This is a genomic window from Nocardioides sp. PD653-B2, assembly GCF_002117935.1.
Taxonomy (GTDB): domain Bacteria; phylum Actinomycetota; class Actinomycetes; order Propionibacteriales; family Nocardioidaceae; genus Nocardioides.
Genome location: NZ_BDJE01000009.1, coordinates 36,808 through 51,634 on the forward strand (window position 1 = coordinate 36,808; position 14,827 = coordinate 51,634).

Here is a 14,827-nt window from a genome sequence, read left to right on the forward strand (position 1 = left end):
TGCCCAAACCCCGCATTCGGGCAGGTCAGAGCCGCTAATCTCGAAAACGTGGGGGGAACCGGGGCCGTTCGTGCTGCGCTGATGGGGGGCCTCGCGACGGCGATGGTGGTCGGCGCGGGGCTCGTCGTGCTGCCCCCGAGCCCGGCCGCCGCGGTCAGCACCGGACGCCCCACCGCCGTCACGGTCGCCGCCGACGGCACGTCGTACGTCGGGTTCGCGAGCGGCGGGCGGCTGCTCCGGATCACCCCGGCCGGCCAGCCGGACGGCTCCGTCGCGCTGGACCGCACCGACCCGGTCACCGCGCTCGAGGTCGACCCCGGCGGCGACCTCTGGGTCGACTACGGGGCCAGCGTCTCCGAGCTCGACCCGGACGGCACCCTCCTCACCCACTTCGCGCACGACCCCGGCGGCTCCTGCCCGGCCGACAGCGCCCACGACCCGGCGACGTACGGCGGTCTCGAGGTCACCGCCGACGCGGTCTACATCGCCGGGCGCTGCCGGGCCACCGTCGGCGTCTACGGCACGGGCGGCGACCTCGAGGCGACGATCGACCTGCCGGGCACCGGGCTCCCGCGCGGCATCGCGATGGCGCCGGCCTACCAGGGGCTGCCGGCCCGGCTCTACGTCTCGGTGCCCGACGCCGGGAAGGTGTACGCCTACAACGCCGGCTCCCTGCGCTCCGAGCCGAAGCCCGCCAAGACGCTGGTGATCCAGCAGCACTACGGCTACCGCGACCCCGAGCCCGGAGCGGTCGTGGTCGACGAGAAGGGGCAGCTCGGCGTCGTCGACGTCGCCAACAACGCCGTCTACTTCTACAACGGCCCCGAGGACTACTGGTTCTACCGGGCCCTCGGCCACCCGCCGGACCCCGCGTCCGACCGCGGCTTCCTCGACCGGCCGACCTCGCTCGACAACGTCGGCGACAGCTTCAAGACCGGGCTGTGGATCGCCGACTCCGGCAACGGCCGGATCCAACGCTGGGACCACATCGGCACCACCGACTGGATGGCCGACGCGATGCCGCCCGGCGACCCGGGCGCACCGGTCAACACCGCGGCGCCCGCGGTCACGGGCGCGCCGTTCTCCGGTCGGACCCTCACCTGCAGCACCGGCGCGTGGGACGGCTCGCCCGCGTCGTACGCCGTGTCCTGGCAGCGCGACGGCCTGCCGGTCGGGTCGAGCGGCGCGACGTACACGGTGACGCCGGCCGACGTCGGCAGCGAGCTGACGTGCGTCGTGACGGCCACGGGAGCGGACGGCACCACGAGTGCGCCGATCTCGAGCGAGGGGTTCCCGATCCCGGGCGCCGACTCGCCGCCGTACGTCGTCGAGAAGCCCGCGATCCAGGGGCGGGCCAGCTCGGGCTCGGTGCTGCGGTGCGACCCCGGCACCTGGACCGACGACCACCCGACGTCGTACCTGTGGGGCTGGCTGCGCGACGGCCAGCTCATCGCGGGCACCAACGCGCCGCAGTACTACGTCGTGGAGAACGACATCTCGCACCAGGTCACCTGCCGGGTCGCCGCGGTCAACGCGCACGGCACCGGCAAGGCCGCGCTGAGCGATCCGGTCCTCGTCCAGGAGGGCGACGGCGCGGGCCCCGGCGCGCCCGCGAACCAGCGCCGGCCCTCGATCCAGGGCGAGCCGGCCGTCGGCGCGGTGCTCTACTGCGACCCGGGCACCTGGGACAACGCCCCGACCTTCACCTACGTCTGGCGCCGCGACGGGCAGGCGATGGGTGGCACGGAGAAGGACCGCTACGAGGTGATCGCCGACGACCGTGGCCACGAGCTGACCTGTGTCGTGACCGGCACCAACCCGTCCGGCTCGGACCGGGCGAGCTCCCCGCCGGTCACCCCGCGCGGGTCGGTCACTCCCGGCGGTGGCGGCACCGGGCGGACCTGTCGCGGCACCGCCTCGGTGGCCATCAACGGCGGCGCGGCGTACGCCCGCAAGCCGTACGTCGAGCTCCGGGTGCGCGCGCCCGCCGGCGCCGAGGCCGTGACGATCTCGAACGACGCGACCTTCCGGCGCGCGGACACCCGCCCCCTCACCCGGTCCTGCGGCTACCGCTGGACCCTGGACCGGACGTCCTCGAGGACGCCGAAGGTGGTGCGGGTGCGCTTCGTCGGCGCGACCTCGGCCGGCACGGTCTCCGACGAGATCGTGCTCGACGCGGCCGCGCCCCGGCTGAAGAAGGTCGCCGCGCACTGGAGCCGCGGCAGATGGGCCTGGGTGCTGACGATCAGCGCCTCCGACGTGGGCAGCGGCCTGGCCGAGGTCCAGGTCGGCAAGTCGCGGTCGACGGCCAGGACGCTGAGGTGGGGCCGCCCCGTCACGAACGCCGACAGCTCCCAGCTGCGGTGGGTCCGGGTCCTCGACCGGGCCGGCAACGCCAGCGGCTGGTACCACCTCAGCCGATTCTGACCCGTCGCTCGTGCACGTCGTGGGGACGCTGACCCGTCGCTTGTGCTCGTTGTGGGGGCGCTGAGCCGTCGCTTGTGCTCGTTGTGGGGGCGCTGACCCGTCGTTCGTGCACGTCGTCGGGACGCTGAGCCGTCGCTTCGACACAACCGGAACGACCGCCTGGCTGTGCACCAGCGACAGGTCGACGTGCTCGACGTGTGCACAAGCGACGGGTCAGCGTGGCCCGGGTGTGCAGAAGCGACGGGTCAGGGTGTCTGCCTAGGGTGGTGGCATGCCCCGGATCGCCACGAAGGACCGCATCGGCCGCGACGAGCTCCTCGAGTTCGTCCGCACCCGCCACCACCTGGTGCTCGTCACCACCCGCGCCGACGGCCGGCCCCAGCTGTCGCCGGTGACCGGCGGGGTCGACCCGGGAGGCCGGGTCGTGATCTCGACGTACCCCGACCGTGCCAAGGCGGTGAACCTGCGCCGCAACCCGGCCGCGTCGGTGCTGGTGCTCTCGGACGAGTGGGACGACGCGTGGGTGCAGGTCGACGGCACCGCGGAGGTCCTCGACATGCCGTCGACCGAGGCCGAGGACGGCCTGGTGGAGTACTTCCGCTGCATCTCGGGCGAGCACTCCGACTGGGACGAGTACCGCGAGGCCATGCGCCGGCAGGGCAAGTCGCTGATCCGGATCAGCGTGGACTCCTGGGGTCCGGTCGCCACCGGCGGCTTCCCGCCGGACCGTGCTCCCGCCACCTGAGAGGCCGTCTCGACAGGGGCCTGACCACCGGTCCAGTCAGCCGCGTGAGGCGTGGCTGAACGGTCCGGATCGCGGGTTACCCTCCTCCCGTGAGCGGCTTCGCCCCCCTGGGCCGCCTCATCAGCCTGGCCTTGATCTGTGCGGGACTCGGGACCACTGCGGTCCTGGCGACCGCTGAGACCGCCCAGGCAGCAGGACCCGACAGCCCGACCGCCATCGGCGTGTCGTCGGGCGGGACGTCGTACGTCGGTTTCTCCTCGGGCGGCAAGCTCCAGCGCCTCGACCGGAGCGGCGTCCGCAAGAAGGCGGTGCCGCTCGACCAGGACGAGGCGGTCGACGGCCTCTTCGTGTCGGCCGGCGACGACATCTGGGTCGACTACGAGAGCAGCGTGTCGCTGCTGACCCCCCGCGGCAAGGTCATCCAGCACTTCGACCACGACCCGGTCATCGACTGCGACAGCAGCGCGCCGGCGTCGCGCTACGGCGGCATCACGGCCAACGGCGACCGGGTCTACGTCGCGAACCGCTGCGACGACAGCATCTCGGTCTACACCCGCAACGGCAGCCTGGTCGCGACCGTCGACCTGCCCGGCAACGACTTCCCGCGGGGCATCACGTACGGCGGCGAGCAGGCCGGCCGCCCCGCCACGCTGTACGTCGCGATCCCCGACCGCGCCCAGATCCTGTCCTACGACGCCTCGTCGATCCGCGACTCGTCGGAGCCCGCGCGGACCTTCACCCTGGACCGGCCGGACGGCGGGGAGCAGCCCGAGCCGGCCGGCCTGGTCGTCGACCGCTACGGGCAGGTCGTGGCCTCGGACCTCGCGAACAACGCGCTCTACTTCCTGGACGCCACCAACAACTACTCGCTCTACCGCACGCTCGGCCACCCACCGGGCGCCAGCCGGGAGGCCGGCCGGCTGAACTCCCCGGGCGCGATCGCCCAGCACGACCAGGACGGCGGCGGGCTGTCGGGCAACCTCTTCATCGCCGACACCAACAACGAGCGGGTGCAGCGCTGGAGCACCGGCGGGTACACCTACTGGGCGAAGGGTGTCCGCGCGGCGGCCGGCGGTGGCAGTGCAGGCGGCGGTGGCGGGGCGACCACGATCCCGGTCAACACCGTCGCGCCGGAGGTCACCGGCAGCCCCGCGGTGGGCACGACGCTGAGCTGCTACGCCGGCGCGTGGTCCGGGAAGCCGAAGACCTTCGAGCGCGCCTGGCTGCGCGGGAGCGAGGTCATCAGCGGCGCGACCGGCACCTACACCCCGGTCGACTTCGACCGGGGCAAGCAGATCTCGTGCCGGGTCCGGGCAACCAACGCCCGGGGCACCAGCGACTGGGCGGTCAGCGACCCGGTGACGATCCCCGGCGGCACCGGCGGTGGCGACGACCCCGACACGGGCAACGGACCGTCCAACATCACGCCGCCGAGCATCACCGGGACGGCCGCGGTCGGGCAGACACTGACCTGCGACCCCGGCGTCTGGTTCAGCTTCGGAGCCCCGGGCACGACGATCACCTACACCTACACGTGGAAGCGGACCGGCACCGCGATCGCCGGCGCGACCTCGGCGACGTACCCGGTCGTCAGCGCCGACTCCGGGCTGAGGCTCACCTGCACGGTGCGGGCGTCCGACGCCCTGGGCAGCACCAGCACGACCAGCGCGGCGGTCACCGTCGACGGGTCCGGGGGCAGCCTCGGCCCGGCCAACACCGTGCTGCCGTCGATCACCGGGACCGCCGCGGTCGGGCGCACCCTCACCTGCGCCCCCGGCACCTGGACCGGGACGGCGCCGATCACCTACGGCTACGTGTGGAAGCGCGCCGGCACACCGATCGCGGGGGCGACCGCTGCGACGTACACGGTGGTGACGGCCGACATCGGCACCGCCCTGACCTGCGTCGTCGCCGCGACCGACGCCGACGGCACGAACACCGCCACGTCGGCGGCGCTGACCGTCGCGGCCCCCGCGGTCACCGTGCCGGCCAACACGGTGCCGCCGTCGATCAGCGGGACGCCGAACGTCGGCCAGACGCTCACCTGCAACGCCGGGACGTGGACCGGGCAGCCCACCATCACCTACGACTTCGTGTGGCGGCGTGGCTCGACGTCGGTCGGCACGTCGGCGACCTACGTCCCGGTCGCGGCGGACCTCGGCAACAGCCTGGTGTGCACGGTCGTCGCGACGAACGGGCTCGGGAGCGCCGCGGCCAGCTCGCCGTCGGTGCGGGTGGTCAGCACGGCGAAACCGGCCAACACCGACCCCCCGACCACCACGGGCACCGGCGTCGTGGGGACGGCGCTCACCTGCACCCCGGGCACCTGGACCGGGACCGACATCACCTACTCCTACGCGTGGACCCGCAACGGGGCCGCGATCCCGGACACCGCGTCGGAGAGCTACATCGTGCTGTCCGAGGACGTGAGCGCCACGCTCGCCTGCATCGTGACCGCGACGAACGGCAACGGCAGCGCCGCGGAGACCTCGGCGCCGCGGACGATCGCGGGCCCGTCGGGGCAGGCGCCCGTCAACGCCGTACCGCCCACGATCTCCGGGACCGCGCTGACGGGCCAGACCCTGACCTGCGATCCCGGCACGTGGACCGGCGACCCGACCATCACCTACGTCGCGGTCTGGCAGCGCAACGGCGCGGCGATCGCCGGCGGCTGGACCCACACCGTCACCGCGGCCGACGCGACCGCGAACCTGCTCTGCGTCGTGGTCGCGTCCAACGGGTTCGGCACGGGTGCGGCCCGGTCCTCAGCCGTGGGCGGCAACGCCTGTGGCGGCCCGGTCGGTGTCGTGATCGCCGGCGGTGCCGCCGAGACCACCACCCCGCAGGTGCAGCTGGCGATCCGCGCACCGGCGGGGGCCACCACGGTCGAGATCTCCAACAACAGCGACTTCGGCGCCGCGACCACGCTGCCCGTCTCGGCCGTGTGCACCTACGCCTGGACGATGGACTCGATCCCGGGGCTCCCGCTGACGTGGTCGGTCTACGTCCGCTTCGACACCGGTCCGACGGCGTACAGCGACTCCATCCTGGTGCGCCAGGCAGCGAGGCACCGCCAGCCCCGGTGACCGGGCCGGTGCGATGCTGGGGGCATGAGCTGCCGGTTCGTGCCGCCGTACCTGCTGCGCCGGATCGCGCCCGAGAGCCTCGTCATCGACGAGCGGCTCCGTGCCGGGCGCCGGCAACCCGTGAGCGCCCGGACCACGGTGTTCGCGGCCGGCGGCCCGGCGTGGACCGTGCACACGGCCTCGAACGGCACCGACCTGCCCGGACGGGCGGTGCGCTCCGCCGGTCAGCCCGAGACGGGCGACGCTGCCGCGGACGAGGCGGCGGCCGGGATCAGCGGCACGCTGGCGCTCTTCGAGGAGGTCTACGCCCGCTCGTCGTACGACGGGTTGGGCGCGCCGGTCAGCCTGACCGTGCACTACGGCCGCGACTACGACAACGCGTTCTGGGACGGCACGCAGCTGGTCTTCGGTGACGGTGACGAGACGGTCTTCGGGCGGTTCACCCGGCCGGTCGACGTGCTCGGCCACGAGTTCACGCACGCGGTCACCGAGCACACCGCCGGACTGCGCTACCAGGGACAGTCCGGGGCGCTGAACGAGTCGGTCTCGGACGTGTTCGCGGCCTGCCTCAAGCAGCGGCTGCTGGGCCAGACCGCGGCCGACGCGGACTGGCTGATCGGCGAGGGCATCTTCGTCGCCGGCATCCACGCGCGGGCGCTGCGCGACATGGCGGCGCCCGGCACGGCGTACGACGACCCCGCGCTCGGCGCGGACCCGCAGGCCGCGCAGATGAGCGACTACGTCGACACCGACGACGACAACGGCGGCGTGCACATCAACTCCGGCATCCCCAACCGGGCCTTCCAGCTGGCCGCGACCGCGGTCGGAGGCTCGTCCTGGGAGGGCGCCGGGCGGATCTGGTACGCCGCGCTCACCGGCGGCGACGTCGGTCCCGACACCGACTTCGCGGGCTTCGCCGCAGCCACGGTCGCCGTGGCCGGGTCACACGCCGACGCCGTACGGGAGTCCTGGTCGACGGTCGGCGTCACGGCCGGACGACGGGTGACCGTGCGCCGTACGGGCGGCTTCGCGGGGCTGCACGCGAGCGGCGAGCTGGACCTTGACGCCGACGACCCGCGCGCGCCCGAGGTGGCCGCCCTCGTCGACCGCGTCGATCTCACCGCGGTCGCGGGCGGCAGCCCCCAGCCCGACCGGTACGTCTATGCCTTCGACCTCTGCGGCTCGCGGGCGACCGTCCCCGAGCAGCACCTCACCGGCGACCTGCGCCGCATCGTCGAGATCGTCCTGGGCCGATAGTCCCTGACGAATGCGGGGTGGATCCGCGCGATCGACCCCGATTTCGTCAGGGAGTATCGCGGCGGGTCAGGCCAGGGCGCGGTCGAGGGCGGCCGCGACGTGGAGCGTGGTGCACGGGAAGACCGGGATGTCGGCGTCGGCCTGGCGGACCAGCAGCTCGAGCTCGGTGCAGCCGAGGATCACCCCGCCCGCGCCGGCGTCCCAGAGCTCGTCGATGAGCGACACGATCGTGCGCCGCGAGGAGTCGAGCACCTTGCCGTGCACGAGCTCGTCGTAGATGACCCGGTTGACCGTGTCGTGGTGGCGTACGTCGGGCACGTGCACCGTCAGCCCGTGGGAGGCGATCCGGTCGGTGAAGAACGACCGCGACATCGCGAACGTGGTCCCGATGAACCCGACCGACTCGAGCCCGTCGGCCTTGCACGCGTCGGCGACCACGTCGGCGAGGTGGAGGAGCGGGATGTCGACCGCGTCGGCCACCTGCTCGGCCACCCGGTGGAAGGTCGTCGTGCAGAGCAGGAGGAAGTCGGCGCCGGCCGCCTCGACCCCGCGCGCGGCGCCGGCGAGGATCTCGGCCACCTCGTCCCAGCGCTCCTCCTCCTGGAGGGCGTCGACCTGCGCGAAGTCGACGGACGTCATCACCGTCTTGGCCGACGAGAGCCCGCCCACTCGCTGCTCGACCCCGCGGTTGAGGTCCTGGTAGTAGGCGGCGCTGCTCTCCCAGCTCATCCCGCCGATGAGTCCGATCGTCTGCATGGTGGGGAGTCTGTCAGAAGACGTCGGCGTGGCGTCGCGGGCACGTCACTGGCTCGAGCCGACCTCCACCGCGTCAGGCCTTCGCTTGGCTCAGGTCTGGCGGTGGACCTTGTGCTGGGCGGCCTGGGCGCGGGGGCGGAGGACCAGCTCGTCGATGTTCACGTGCGCGGGGCGAGTCACCATCCAGGTGATCGCGTCGGCGACGTCGTCGGCGGTCAGCGGCTCGGCGACGCCCGCGTACACCGCGTCCGCCTTCTCCTGGTCGCCGTCGAAGCGCACCAGCGCGAACTCGTCGGTCTTGACCATCCCGGGCGCGATCTCCATGACCCGCACCGGCTGGTCCCACAGCTCGAGCCGCAGCGTCTCGGTGACGACCTGGGTGCCGTGCTTGGCCGCGGTGTAGCCGCCGCCGCCCTCGTAGGCGATCCGGCCGGCCGTCGAGCCGACGTTGAGGATCGCGCCCGCGCCGCTGGCGACCAGCGCGGGCAGCAGTGCCCGGGTCACCTGCATCAGGCCGATCACGTTCACCTCGTACATCTGGCGCCACTCGTCGCTGTCGGCCGCCGACACGGGCGACGCACCGAAGGCGCCACCGGCGTTGTTGACCAGGACGTCGAGCCGCTCCCCGACCGCCTCGGCCAGGGCGGCCACCGACTCCTCCGACGTCACGTCGCACTCGACCGGCGTACCCCCGATCTCGGCGGCGAGCTCCTCGATCCGGTCCCGCCGACGAGCGGCGCAGAAGACGTGGAAGCCCTCGCGGGCGAGGTGGCGAGCGGTGGCGGCACCGATGCCGCTGCTGGCTCCGGTCACGACGGCAGTCCGAGCGCGGGTCACGGTCCCATTGTGCCGGTCAGGTGTGGGACGGGGCGTGGTGGGCCGCGGCCGGGCAGTGGCACACTGCCAGTCGTTCCGGGACTCGGCCCGAAGGAGAGTGATCCATGCGCACGCCTGCTGCGGTGGCAGGGCTGCTCGGCGGCCTCTGCTGGTCGGGCGCCTACGTCCTCGACGCGACCGGCGGGAGCGGCGGCCTCGTCGACGCCCTGACCTGGGCCGGCCTGGTCCTCCTCGCGGTCGCGGTGCTGGGCGCCGGGGCCGGGCTGGTGAGCCGGAGCGCGACCTGGCTGCGGGTGCTCGTGGCGGTCTGCCTCGCCGCCCTCGTGTGGTCGGTGCTCGAGCTGCTGCGCGACTCCGTCGACGGGCTCACGGTGTACGCCGCCTTCGGTGTGCTGGCCGCAGTGGTGTCGGTCGTGATGATGGTGCGCAGCCGGCCGGCGGCTCCTGAGCCGACCGGGCGCCGGGCCGGAGGCTCCCACGCCCGTTGAACCCGCCGGGAATCATCGCGCGAGCGACGGTGTTCTGCTTGGTTGCACCTGACGAGCGAGAGGACGCTGAAGGCGTGGTGGACCCGATCCGGCGACTGGCGATGGTCAGCCTGCACACGTCCCCGCTCGACCAGCCGGGCACCGGTGACGCGGGCGGCATGAACGTCTACGTGCTCGAGCTCTCCAAGCGGCTCGCGCAGCGGGGCATCGCTGTCGACATCTTCACCCGCGCCACCAGCTCGTCGCTGGCGCCGGTCGTCGAGGCCTGCGACGGGGTCCTGGTCCACCACATCCACGCCGGGCCGTTCGAGGGGCTGAACAAGGTCGAGCTCCCCGGCCAGCTGTGCGTGTTCGCCCGCGAGGTGCTGCGCGCCGAGGCCGCGCACCCGGTCGGCCACTACGACGCCGTGCACTCCCACTACTGGCTCTCCGGCCAGGTCGGCGCGCTCGCGCGCGACCGTTGGGGCGTCCCGCTGGTGCACTCGATGCACACGATGGCGAAGGTCAAGAACGACGCGCTCGCGGCGGGCGACACTCCCGAGCCGGCCGCCCGCATCATCGGCGAGGAGCAGGTGGTCGAGGCCGCCGACATGCTCGTCGCCAACACCGACCTCGAGGCCAAGCAGCTGATCAACCTGTACGACGCCGACCCGTCCCGGGTCGAGGTCGTGCACCCGGGTGTCGACCTCGCGGTCTTCCGCCCGTACGACAAGGCCGCCGTCCGGGCCGAGCTGGGGCTGCCGGCCGACGCCGCGGTGCTGCTCTTCGCCGGCCGGATCCAGCCGCTCAAGGCCCCGGATGTGCTGCTGCGCGCGGTCGCCGAGCTGCTCGCCCAGACCCCCGAGCTCCGCTCCCGGCTGGTCGTCCCGGTCGTCGGCGGCCCGTCCGGCACCGGTCTCGAGCACCCCGAGTCGCTGGCCCAGCTGTCCTCCGAGCTGGGGCTCGACGACGTGGTGCGGTTCGTCCCGCCGGTCGCCCAGGAGGAGCTCGCCCGCTGGTGCGCGGCCGCGACCCTGGTCGCCGTACCGTCCTACAACGAGTCGTTCGGGCTGGTCGCCGCCGAGGCCCAGGCCACCGGCACCCCCGTCGTCGCCGCGGCCGTCGGCGGCCTGACCACGGTCGTCCGCGACGGCCACAGCGGCCTGCTGGTCGACGGCCACGAGCCGCGCGCCTGGGCCGACGCGCTGCGCCGCGTGGTCGAGGACGACGCGCTCCGGCGGCGGCTCGAGACGGGGGCGCTCGAGCACGCCCGACAGTTCTCGTGGGAGCGCACCGCCGACCGGATGCTCGAGGTCTACGAGCGTGCCCGCGCCGACCTGCGGACCTCGGTGTGAGCGACGCCGCCCAGGTCATCCGCGACCACCTCGCCGACAGCGAGATCGAGTTCGAGGAGCTGTCCGAGGGCGTCTTCTCGTTCTCCCTGCCCGGCGAGAAGAAGCTGCAGACCGCCGTCCGCCTCGACGTCGGCCCGCACGCGCTCGGCGTGCACGCGTTCGTCTGCCGCAACCCGGACGAGAACCACGAACGCGTCTACCGCTGGCTGCTCGAGCGCAACCTCAAGATGTACGGCGTCGCCTTCGCCGTCGACCGCCTCGGCGACATCTACCTCGACGGCCGGCTGCCGCTGTCGTCGGTCACGCCTGACGAGCTGGACCGACTGCTCGGTTCGGTGCTGAGCTACGCGGACGACTCGTTCAACGCGATCCTCGAGCTCGGCTTCGCCTCGTCGATCCGCAAGGAGTGGGAGTGGCGCAAGCTGCGCGGCGAGCCGACGAAGAACCTCGAGGCGTTCCGCGGCTGGCTGGAGTCCGGCGACTCACCAGGCGAGCAGGACGGCGACCAGCGCGAGTAGCGCCGGCACGGCCTGCACGACGAGGATCCGCCGGCTGACGGTGACCGCGCCGTACACCCCGGCGACGATCACGCAGCCGAGGAAGAACGCGCACACGTCGTACCGCTGGCCGACCAGGCCCCAGACGAGGCCCGCGACGAGGAAGCCGTTGTAGAGCCCCTGGTTGGCGGCCAGCACCTTGCTCGCCTCGGCGAACTCGGCGGTGTTGCCGAAGGTCGTCAGGCCGAGCGGCTTGGTCCAGAGGAACATCTCGAGCACCAGGAAGTAGAGGTGCAGCACGGCCACCAGGCCGACCAGCACGTACGCGACGGCGTCCATGCTGCGCAGCATGGCACTGTCAGGCGGGCGGCGAGACCCCAACGGCCAGGGTCCTCGGCTTGCGCCGCGCGACCGCGACGCCGACCAGGGCCAGCGCGCCGCCGACGTACGCCATCGCGGGCGGCGCCTCGTCGAGGAGGACCACGCCCATGACGATGGTGATCGGCGGGACGAGGTAGGTCGTGACGCCCAGGCTGGTGGCGCTCATGTGGTTGAGGGCGAAGGCGTACGTCGTGAACGCGATCGCCGTCGGGAAGACGCCGAGGTAGACCACCCAGAGGATCGACGACGCGGGTGCGTCGTGGGCCTGGTCGACGAGCTGGCCGAGGAACGGCAGGCAGACGAGCGTGCCGACCGTGCAGGCCAGCCAGACCACGTGGATCGCGGGAAGCCTGGCGACCAGGGGCTTCTGGAGGATCAGGCTGATCGAGTAGACGACGGCCGAGACCAGGCACAGCACCACGCCGAGCACGTCGCTGCCGCCGTCGCCGTTGGAGATCGAGAGGCTGATCAGCCCGACGCCGGCGAACGCGAGGGCCAGCCCGATGCCGAGGTAGAGCGTGAACCGCTCGTGGAGGAACGCCGCCGCCAGGAACGCGATCAGCACCGGCGAGATCTGGATCAGCATCGCGGCGGTGCCGGCGTCGACCCGGCGCTCGCCCTCGTTGAGCGCGACGTTGTAGACCCCGAACCACAGCACGCCGATGGCGACGATCGACAGCCACTGGCGTCGGGTCGGGTGGGGGACGCCGCGGCTGAGCGCGACCACGCCGAGGCAGAGCGTGCCGACGAGCAGCCGGCCCAGCGACAGCGCGCCCGGCGAGAAGTCCTCGCCGAGGTGGCGGATCGCGACGAACGCCGACGCCCAGAACACCAGCGTCACCGCGACCGCGGCCACCGGCAGCCAGGTCGGCGGCGCGGTGGTCGGGCTGGTCTCGGGGCTGCTCGCCGCCGCGGGGGTCGTCGTACTCGTCACCGCGTCAGCCTAGGGATCGCCGCCGACACCCGACACGCGGTTTTCGGACCTTCATGCGCGACTTCCCGCCAGTCCCGCCGGCCCCACCCCGGACGACCTCGGAGATCGATCTCGACACGGCCGTCGCCGCTTCGTGCCTCAGCGGCGGGCCTGCTCGATCCGACGACCCCACGCGCCGCGCTCGTTCCTCGCGCGTCGCTGGATCGTCGGCGCGCTGGATCTCTGAACCCTTCGGGATCAGAGGTCGAGCTTGTAGCCCAGCCCGCGCACGGTGACGAGGTACTTCGGCTCGCCCGGGTCGGGCTCGATCTTGGCCCGCAGCCGCTTCACGTGGACGTCGAGGGTCTTGGTGTCGCCGACGTAGTCGGAGCCCCAGACCCGGTCGATCAGCTGCCCGCGGGTGAGCACCCGGCCGGGGTTGCGCAGGAACATCTCGAGGAGCTCGAACTCCTTGAGCGGCAGCCGCTGGGCCTGGCCGTCGACCGTCACCACGTGCCGCTCGACGTCCATGCGCACCGGGCCGGCCTCGAGGGTCGGGGGTGCGAGGTCGGGCTCCTGGCCGCGCCGCAGGACGGCGCGGATCCGGGCGACGAGCTCACGCGGCGAGTACGGCTTCGTGACGTAGTCGTCGGCGCCCAGCTCGAGCCCGACCACCTTGTCGACCTCGTCGTCCTTGGCGCTCACCATGATCACCGGCACGCTCGACGTCTGCCGGATCTGGCGGCACACCTCGGTGCCCGGCAGCCCGGGCAGCATCAGGTCGAGCAGCACGATGTCGGCGCCGTTGCGGTCGAACTCCGTGAGGGCGGCGTTGCCGTCCGCGGCGATCGCGACCTCGAATCCTTCCTTGCGCAGCATGTACGCCAGAGCGTCGCTGTAGCTCTCTTCGTCCTCGACGACGAGTACGCGGGTCATCGGCCTGCCTCCTGGTTGCTCCGGGCCGAGAAGTATCGGGGGAGCGTCAAGGTGAACGTAGACCCCTGACCCTCCACGGACCACACCCGGACTTCTCCGCCGTGGGTGGCCGCGACGTGCTTGACGATGGACAGACCGAGGCCGGTGCCACCGGTGGAACGGTGCCGGGCCGGGTCGACCCGGTAGAAGCGCTCGAAGATGCGGTCGATCTCCTGCGGCGGGATGCCGATGCCCTGGTCGACCACGGAGATCTCGACGGTGTCGTCGTCGGCCTTCGTGGAGACGAGGACCGTGGCGTCGCACTCGGAGTACGACACCGCGTTCGCGATCAGGTTGGCGACCGCGGCGGTGACCTGCTCCTCGTTGCCGAACACCTCGAGATCGGGGGTGCCGCCGGTCACGATCGAGATCCGCTTCGAGTCGGCGTCGATGGCGCTGGTGTCGACGGCGACCGAGATGACGGCGTCGAGCGACACCGGCATCGGGGCCTCGAGCGGGTCATCGCCCTGCAGCCGCGACAGCTCGATCACCTGCTGCACCAGCCGGGAGAGCCGGTCGCTCTCGAGGAGCATCCGGTGGGAGAAGCGCTTCACGGCCTCGGGGTCGTCCGCGGCGTCGGACACCGCCTCGCTCAGCAGCCGGATGGCGCCGACGGGGGTCTTCAGTTCGTGGCTGACGTTGGCGACGAAGTCGCGGCGCACCGCCTCGACCCGCCGCTCGCGGGTGCGGTCCTCGACCAGCGCCAGCACCAGGCGCGAGCCCAGCGGCGCCACCCGGGCGGTGACGTGGCGCGACGGGACCCCCGGACGGCCCATCAGCAGCTCGGTCTCACGGATCTGGCCGTCGCGGCGCACCTGGTGCACCAGGTCGGCGAGCTCGGTGGACAGCAGGGACGTGCCCCGCACCAGGCCCATGGCGTACGCCGGCGCGGAGGCCTTCAGCACGACGTCGTCGTCACCGACGACCACCGCGCTGCTGCGCAGGATCGAGAGGACGGACGCGACGCCGGCCGGCAGCACCGGCTCCTCGACGGGGACGACGCTGTGCTGCTCGCGGTCGCTGACGTGCCACGCCAGCACCGCACCGCCCGCGACGACGGCTCCGATGAGCGCGGCGAGAAACGCCTGCGTCGTCGCATCCACACCTGAATCGTACGAGCCAATTCATCGC

The 14,827-nt window shown here is 72.7% G+C and carries 13 protein-coding genes; 7 read left to right on the forward strand and 6 right to left on the reverse strand.

The window, feature by feature from the left end; translation table 11 throughout:
• The first annotated feature begins 48 nt into the window (after positions 1-48).
• From PD653B2_RS03905 to PD653B2_RS03920, 4 genes are all read left to right on the forward strand, one after another.
• Positions 49-2,427, forward strand: a complete 2,379-nt coding sequence (locus PD653B2_RS03905) for a hypothetical protein (RefSeq protein ID WP_133058870.1) — start codon at positions 49-51, stop codon at positions 2,425-2,427.
• Between the two features lie 271 nt (positions 2,428-2,698).
• Positions 2,699-3,172: a PPOX class F420-dependent oxidoreductase gene (locus PD653B2_RS03910; protein WP_085871026.1), complete on the forward strand. Its 474-nt coding sequence runs from the start codon at positions 2,699-2,701 to the stop codon at positions 3,170-3,172.
• Positions 3,173-3,261: 89 nt separating this feature from the next.
• Positions 3,262-6,258, forward strand: coding sequence for a hypothetical protein (locus PD653B2_RS03915; RefSeq protein ID WP_085871027.1), 2,997 nt, complete (start codon positions 3,262-3,264; stop codon positions 6,256-6,258).
• Between the two features lie 24 nt (positions 6,259-6,282).
• Positions 6,283-7,515 (forward strand): protealysin inhibitor emfourin, encoded by a 1,233-nt coding sequence (locus tag PD653B2_RS03920; protein ID WP_085871028.1) that lies wholly within the window; start codon positions 6,283-6,285, stop codon positions 7,513-7,515.
• Between the two features lie 66 nt (positions 7,516-7,581).
• Here PD653B2_RS03920 and PD653B2_RS03925 read toward each other — a convergent pair whose 3' ends face one another.
• Together PD653B2_RS03925 and PD653B2_RS03930 are read right to left on the reverse strand one after the other, a co-directional pair.
• Positions 7,582-8,271: an aspartate/glutamate racemase family protein gene (locus PD653B2_RS03925; protein ID WP_085871029.1), complete on the reverse strand. Its 690-nt coding sequence runs from the start codon at positions 8,269-8,271 to the stop codon at positions 7,582-7,584.
• A 90-nt stretch (positions 8,272-8,361) separates the two neighbouring features.
• A complete protein-coding gene (locus PD653B2_RS03930) occupies positions 8,362-9,108 on the reverse strand; it encodes an SDR family NAD(P)-dependent oxidoreductase (RefSeq protein WP_085871030.1) in 747 nt (248 codons plus the stop codon).
• 104 nt (positions 9,109-9,212) lie between these two features.
• Here PD653B2_RS03930 and PD653B2_RS03935 point away from each other — a divergent pair, with 104 nt between their 5' ends.
• The 3 genes from PD653B2_RS03935 to PD653B2_RS03945 all read left to right on the forward strand — a co-directional run bounded on the left by PD653B2_RS03935 (position 9,213) and on the right by PD653B2_RS03945 (position 11,448).
• Positions 9,213-9,596, forward strand: coding sequence for a hypothetical protein (locus tag PD653B2_RS03935; protein WP_133058871.1), 384 nt, complete (start codon positions 9,213-9,215; stop codon positions 9,594-9,596).
• A 101-nt stretch (positions 9,597-9,697) separates the two neighbouring features.
• A complete protein-coding gene (gene mshA / locus PD653B2_RS03940; protein ID WP_085871093.1) occupies positions 9,698-10,930 on the forward strand; it encodes a D-inositol-3-phosphate glycosyltransferase in 1,233 nt (410 codons plus the stop codon).
• Complete coding sequence (locus PD653B2_RS03945) at positions 10,927-11,448, forward strand: YbjN domain-containing protein (RefSeq protein WP_085871032.1); 522 nt, start codon at positions 10,927-10,929, stop codon at positions 11,446-11,448. Before mshA ends, PD653B2_RS03945 begins: the two co-directional genes overlap by 4 nt.
• Here the strand turns inward: PD653B2_RS03945 and PD653B2_RS03950 are convergent.
• From PD653B2_RS03950 to PD653B2_RS03965, 4 genes are all read right to left on the reverse strand, one after another.
• Positions 11,413-11,766, reverse strand: a complete 354-nt coding sequence (locus PD653B2_RS03950; RefSeq protein ID WP_085871094.1) for a DUF1304 domain-containing protein — start codon at positions 11,764-11,766, stop codon at positions 11,413-11,415. The genes PD653B2_RS03945 and PD653B2_RS03950 overlap by 36 nt on opposite strands.
• Before the next feature lie 19 nt (positions 11,767-11,785).
• The gene (locus PD653B2_RS03955) at positions 11,786-12,742 is read right to left on the reverse strand and encodes a DMT family transporter (RefSeq protein WP_085871033.1); all 957 of its coding nucleotides are present in this window, start codon (positions 12,740-12,742) and stop codon (positions 11,786-11,788) included.
• A gap of 237 nt (positions 12,743-12,979) precedes the next feature.
• Positions 12,980-13,657 (reverse strand): response regulator transcription factor, encoded by a 678-nt coding sequence (locus tag PD653B2_RS03960; RefSeq protein WP_085871034.1) that lies wholly within the window; start codon positions 13,655-13,657, stop codon positions 12,980-12,982.
• Positions 13,654-14,799: a sensor histidine kinase gene (locus tag PD653B2_RS03965; protein ID WP_085871035.1), complete on the reverse strand. Its 1,146-nt coding sequence runs from the start codon at positions 14,797-14,799 to the stop codon at positions 13,654-13,656. The genes PD653B2_RS03960 and PD653B2_RS03965 overlap by 4 nt, the downstream gene beginning before the upstream one ends.
• Positions 14,800-14,827: the final 28 nt, after the last annotated feature.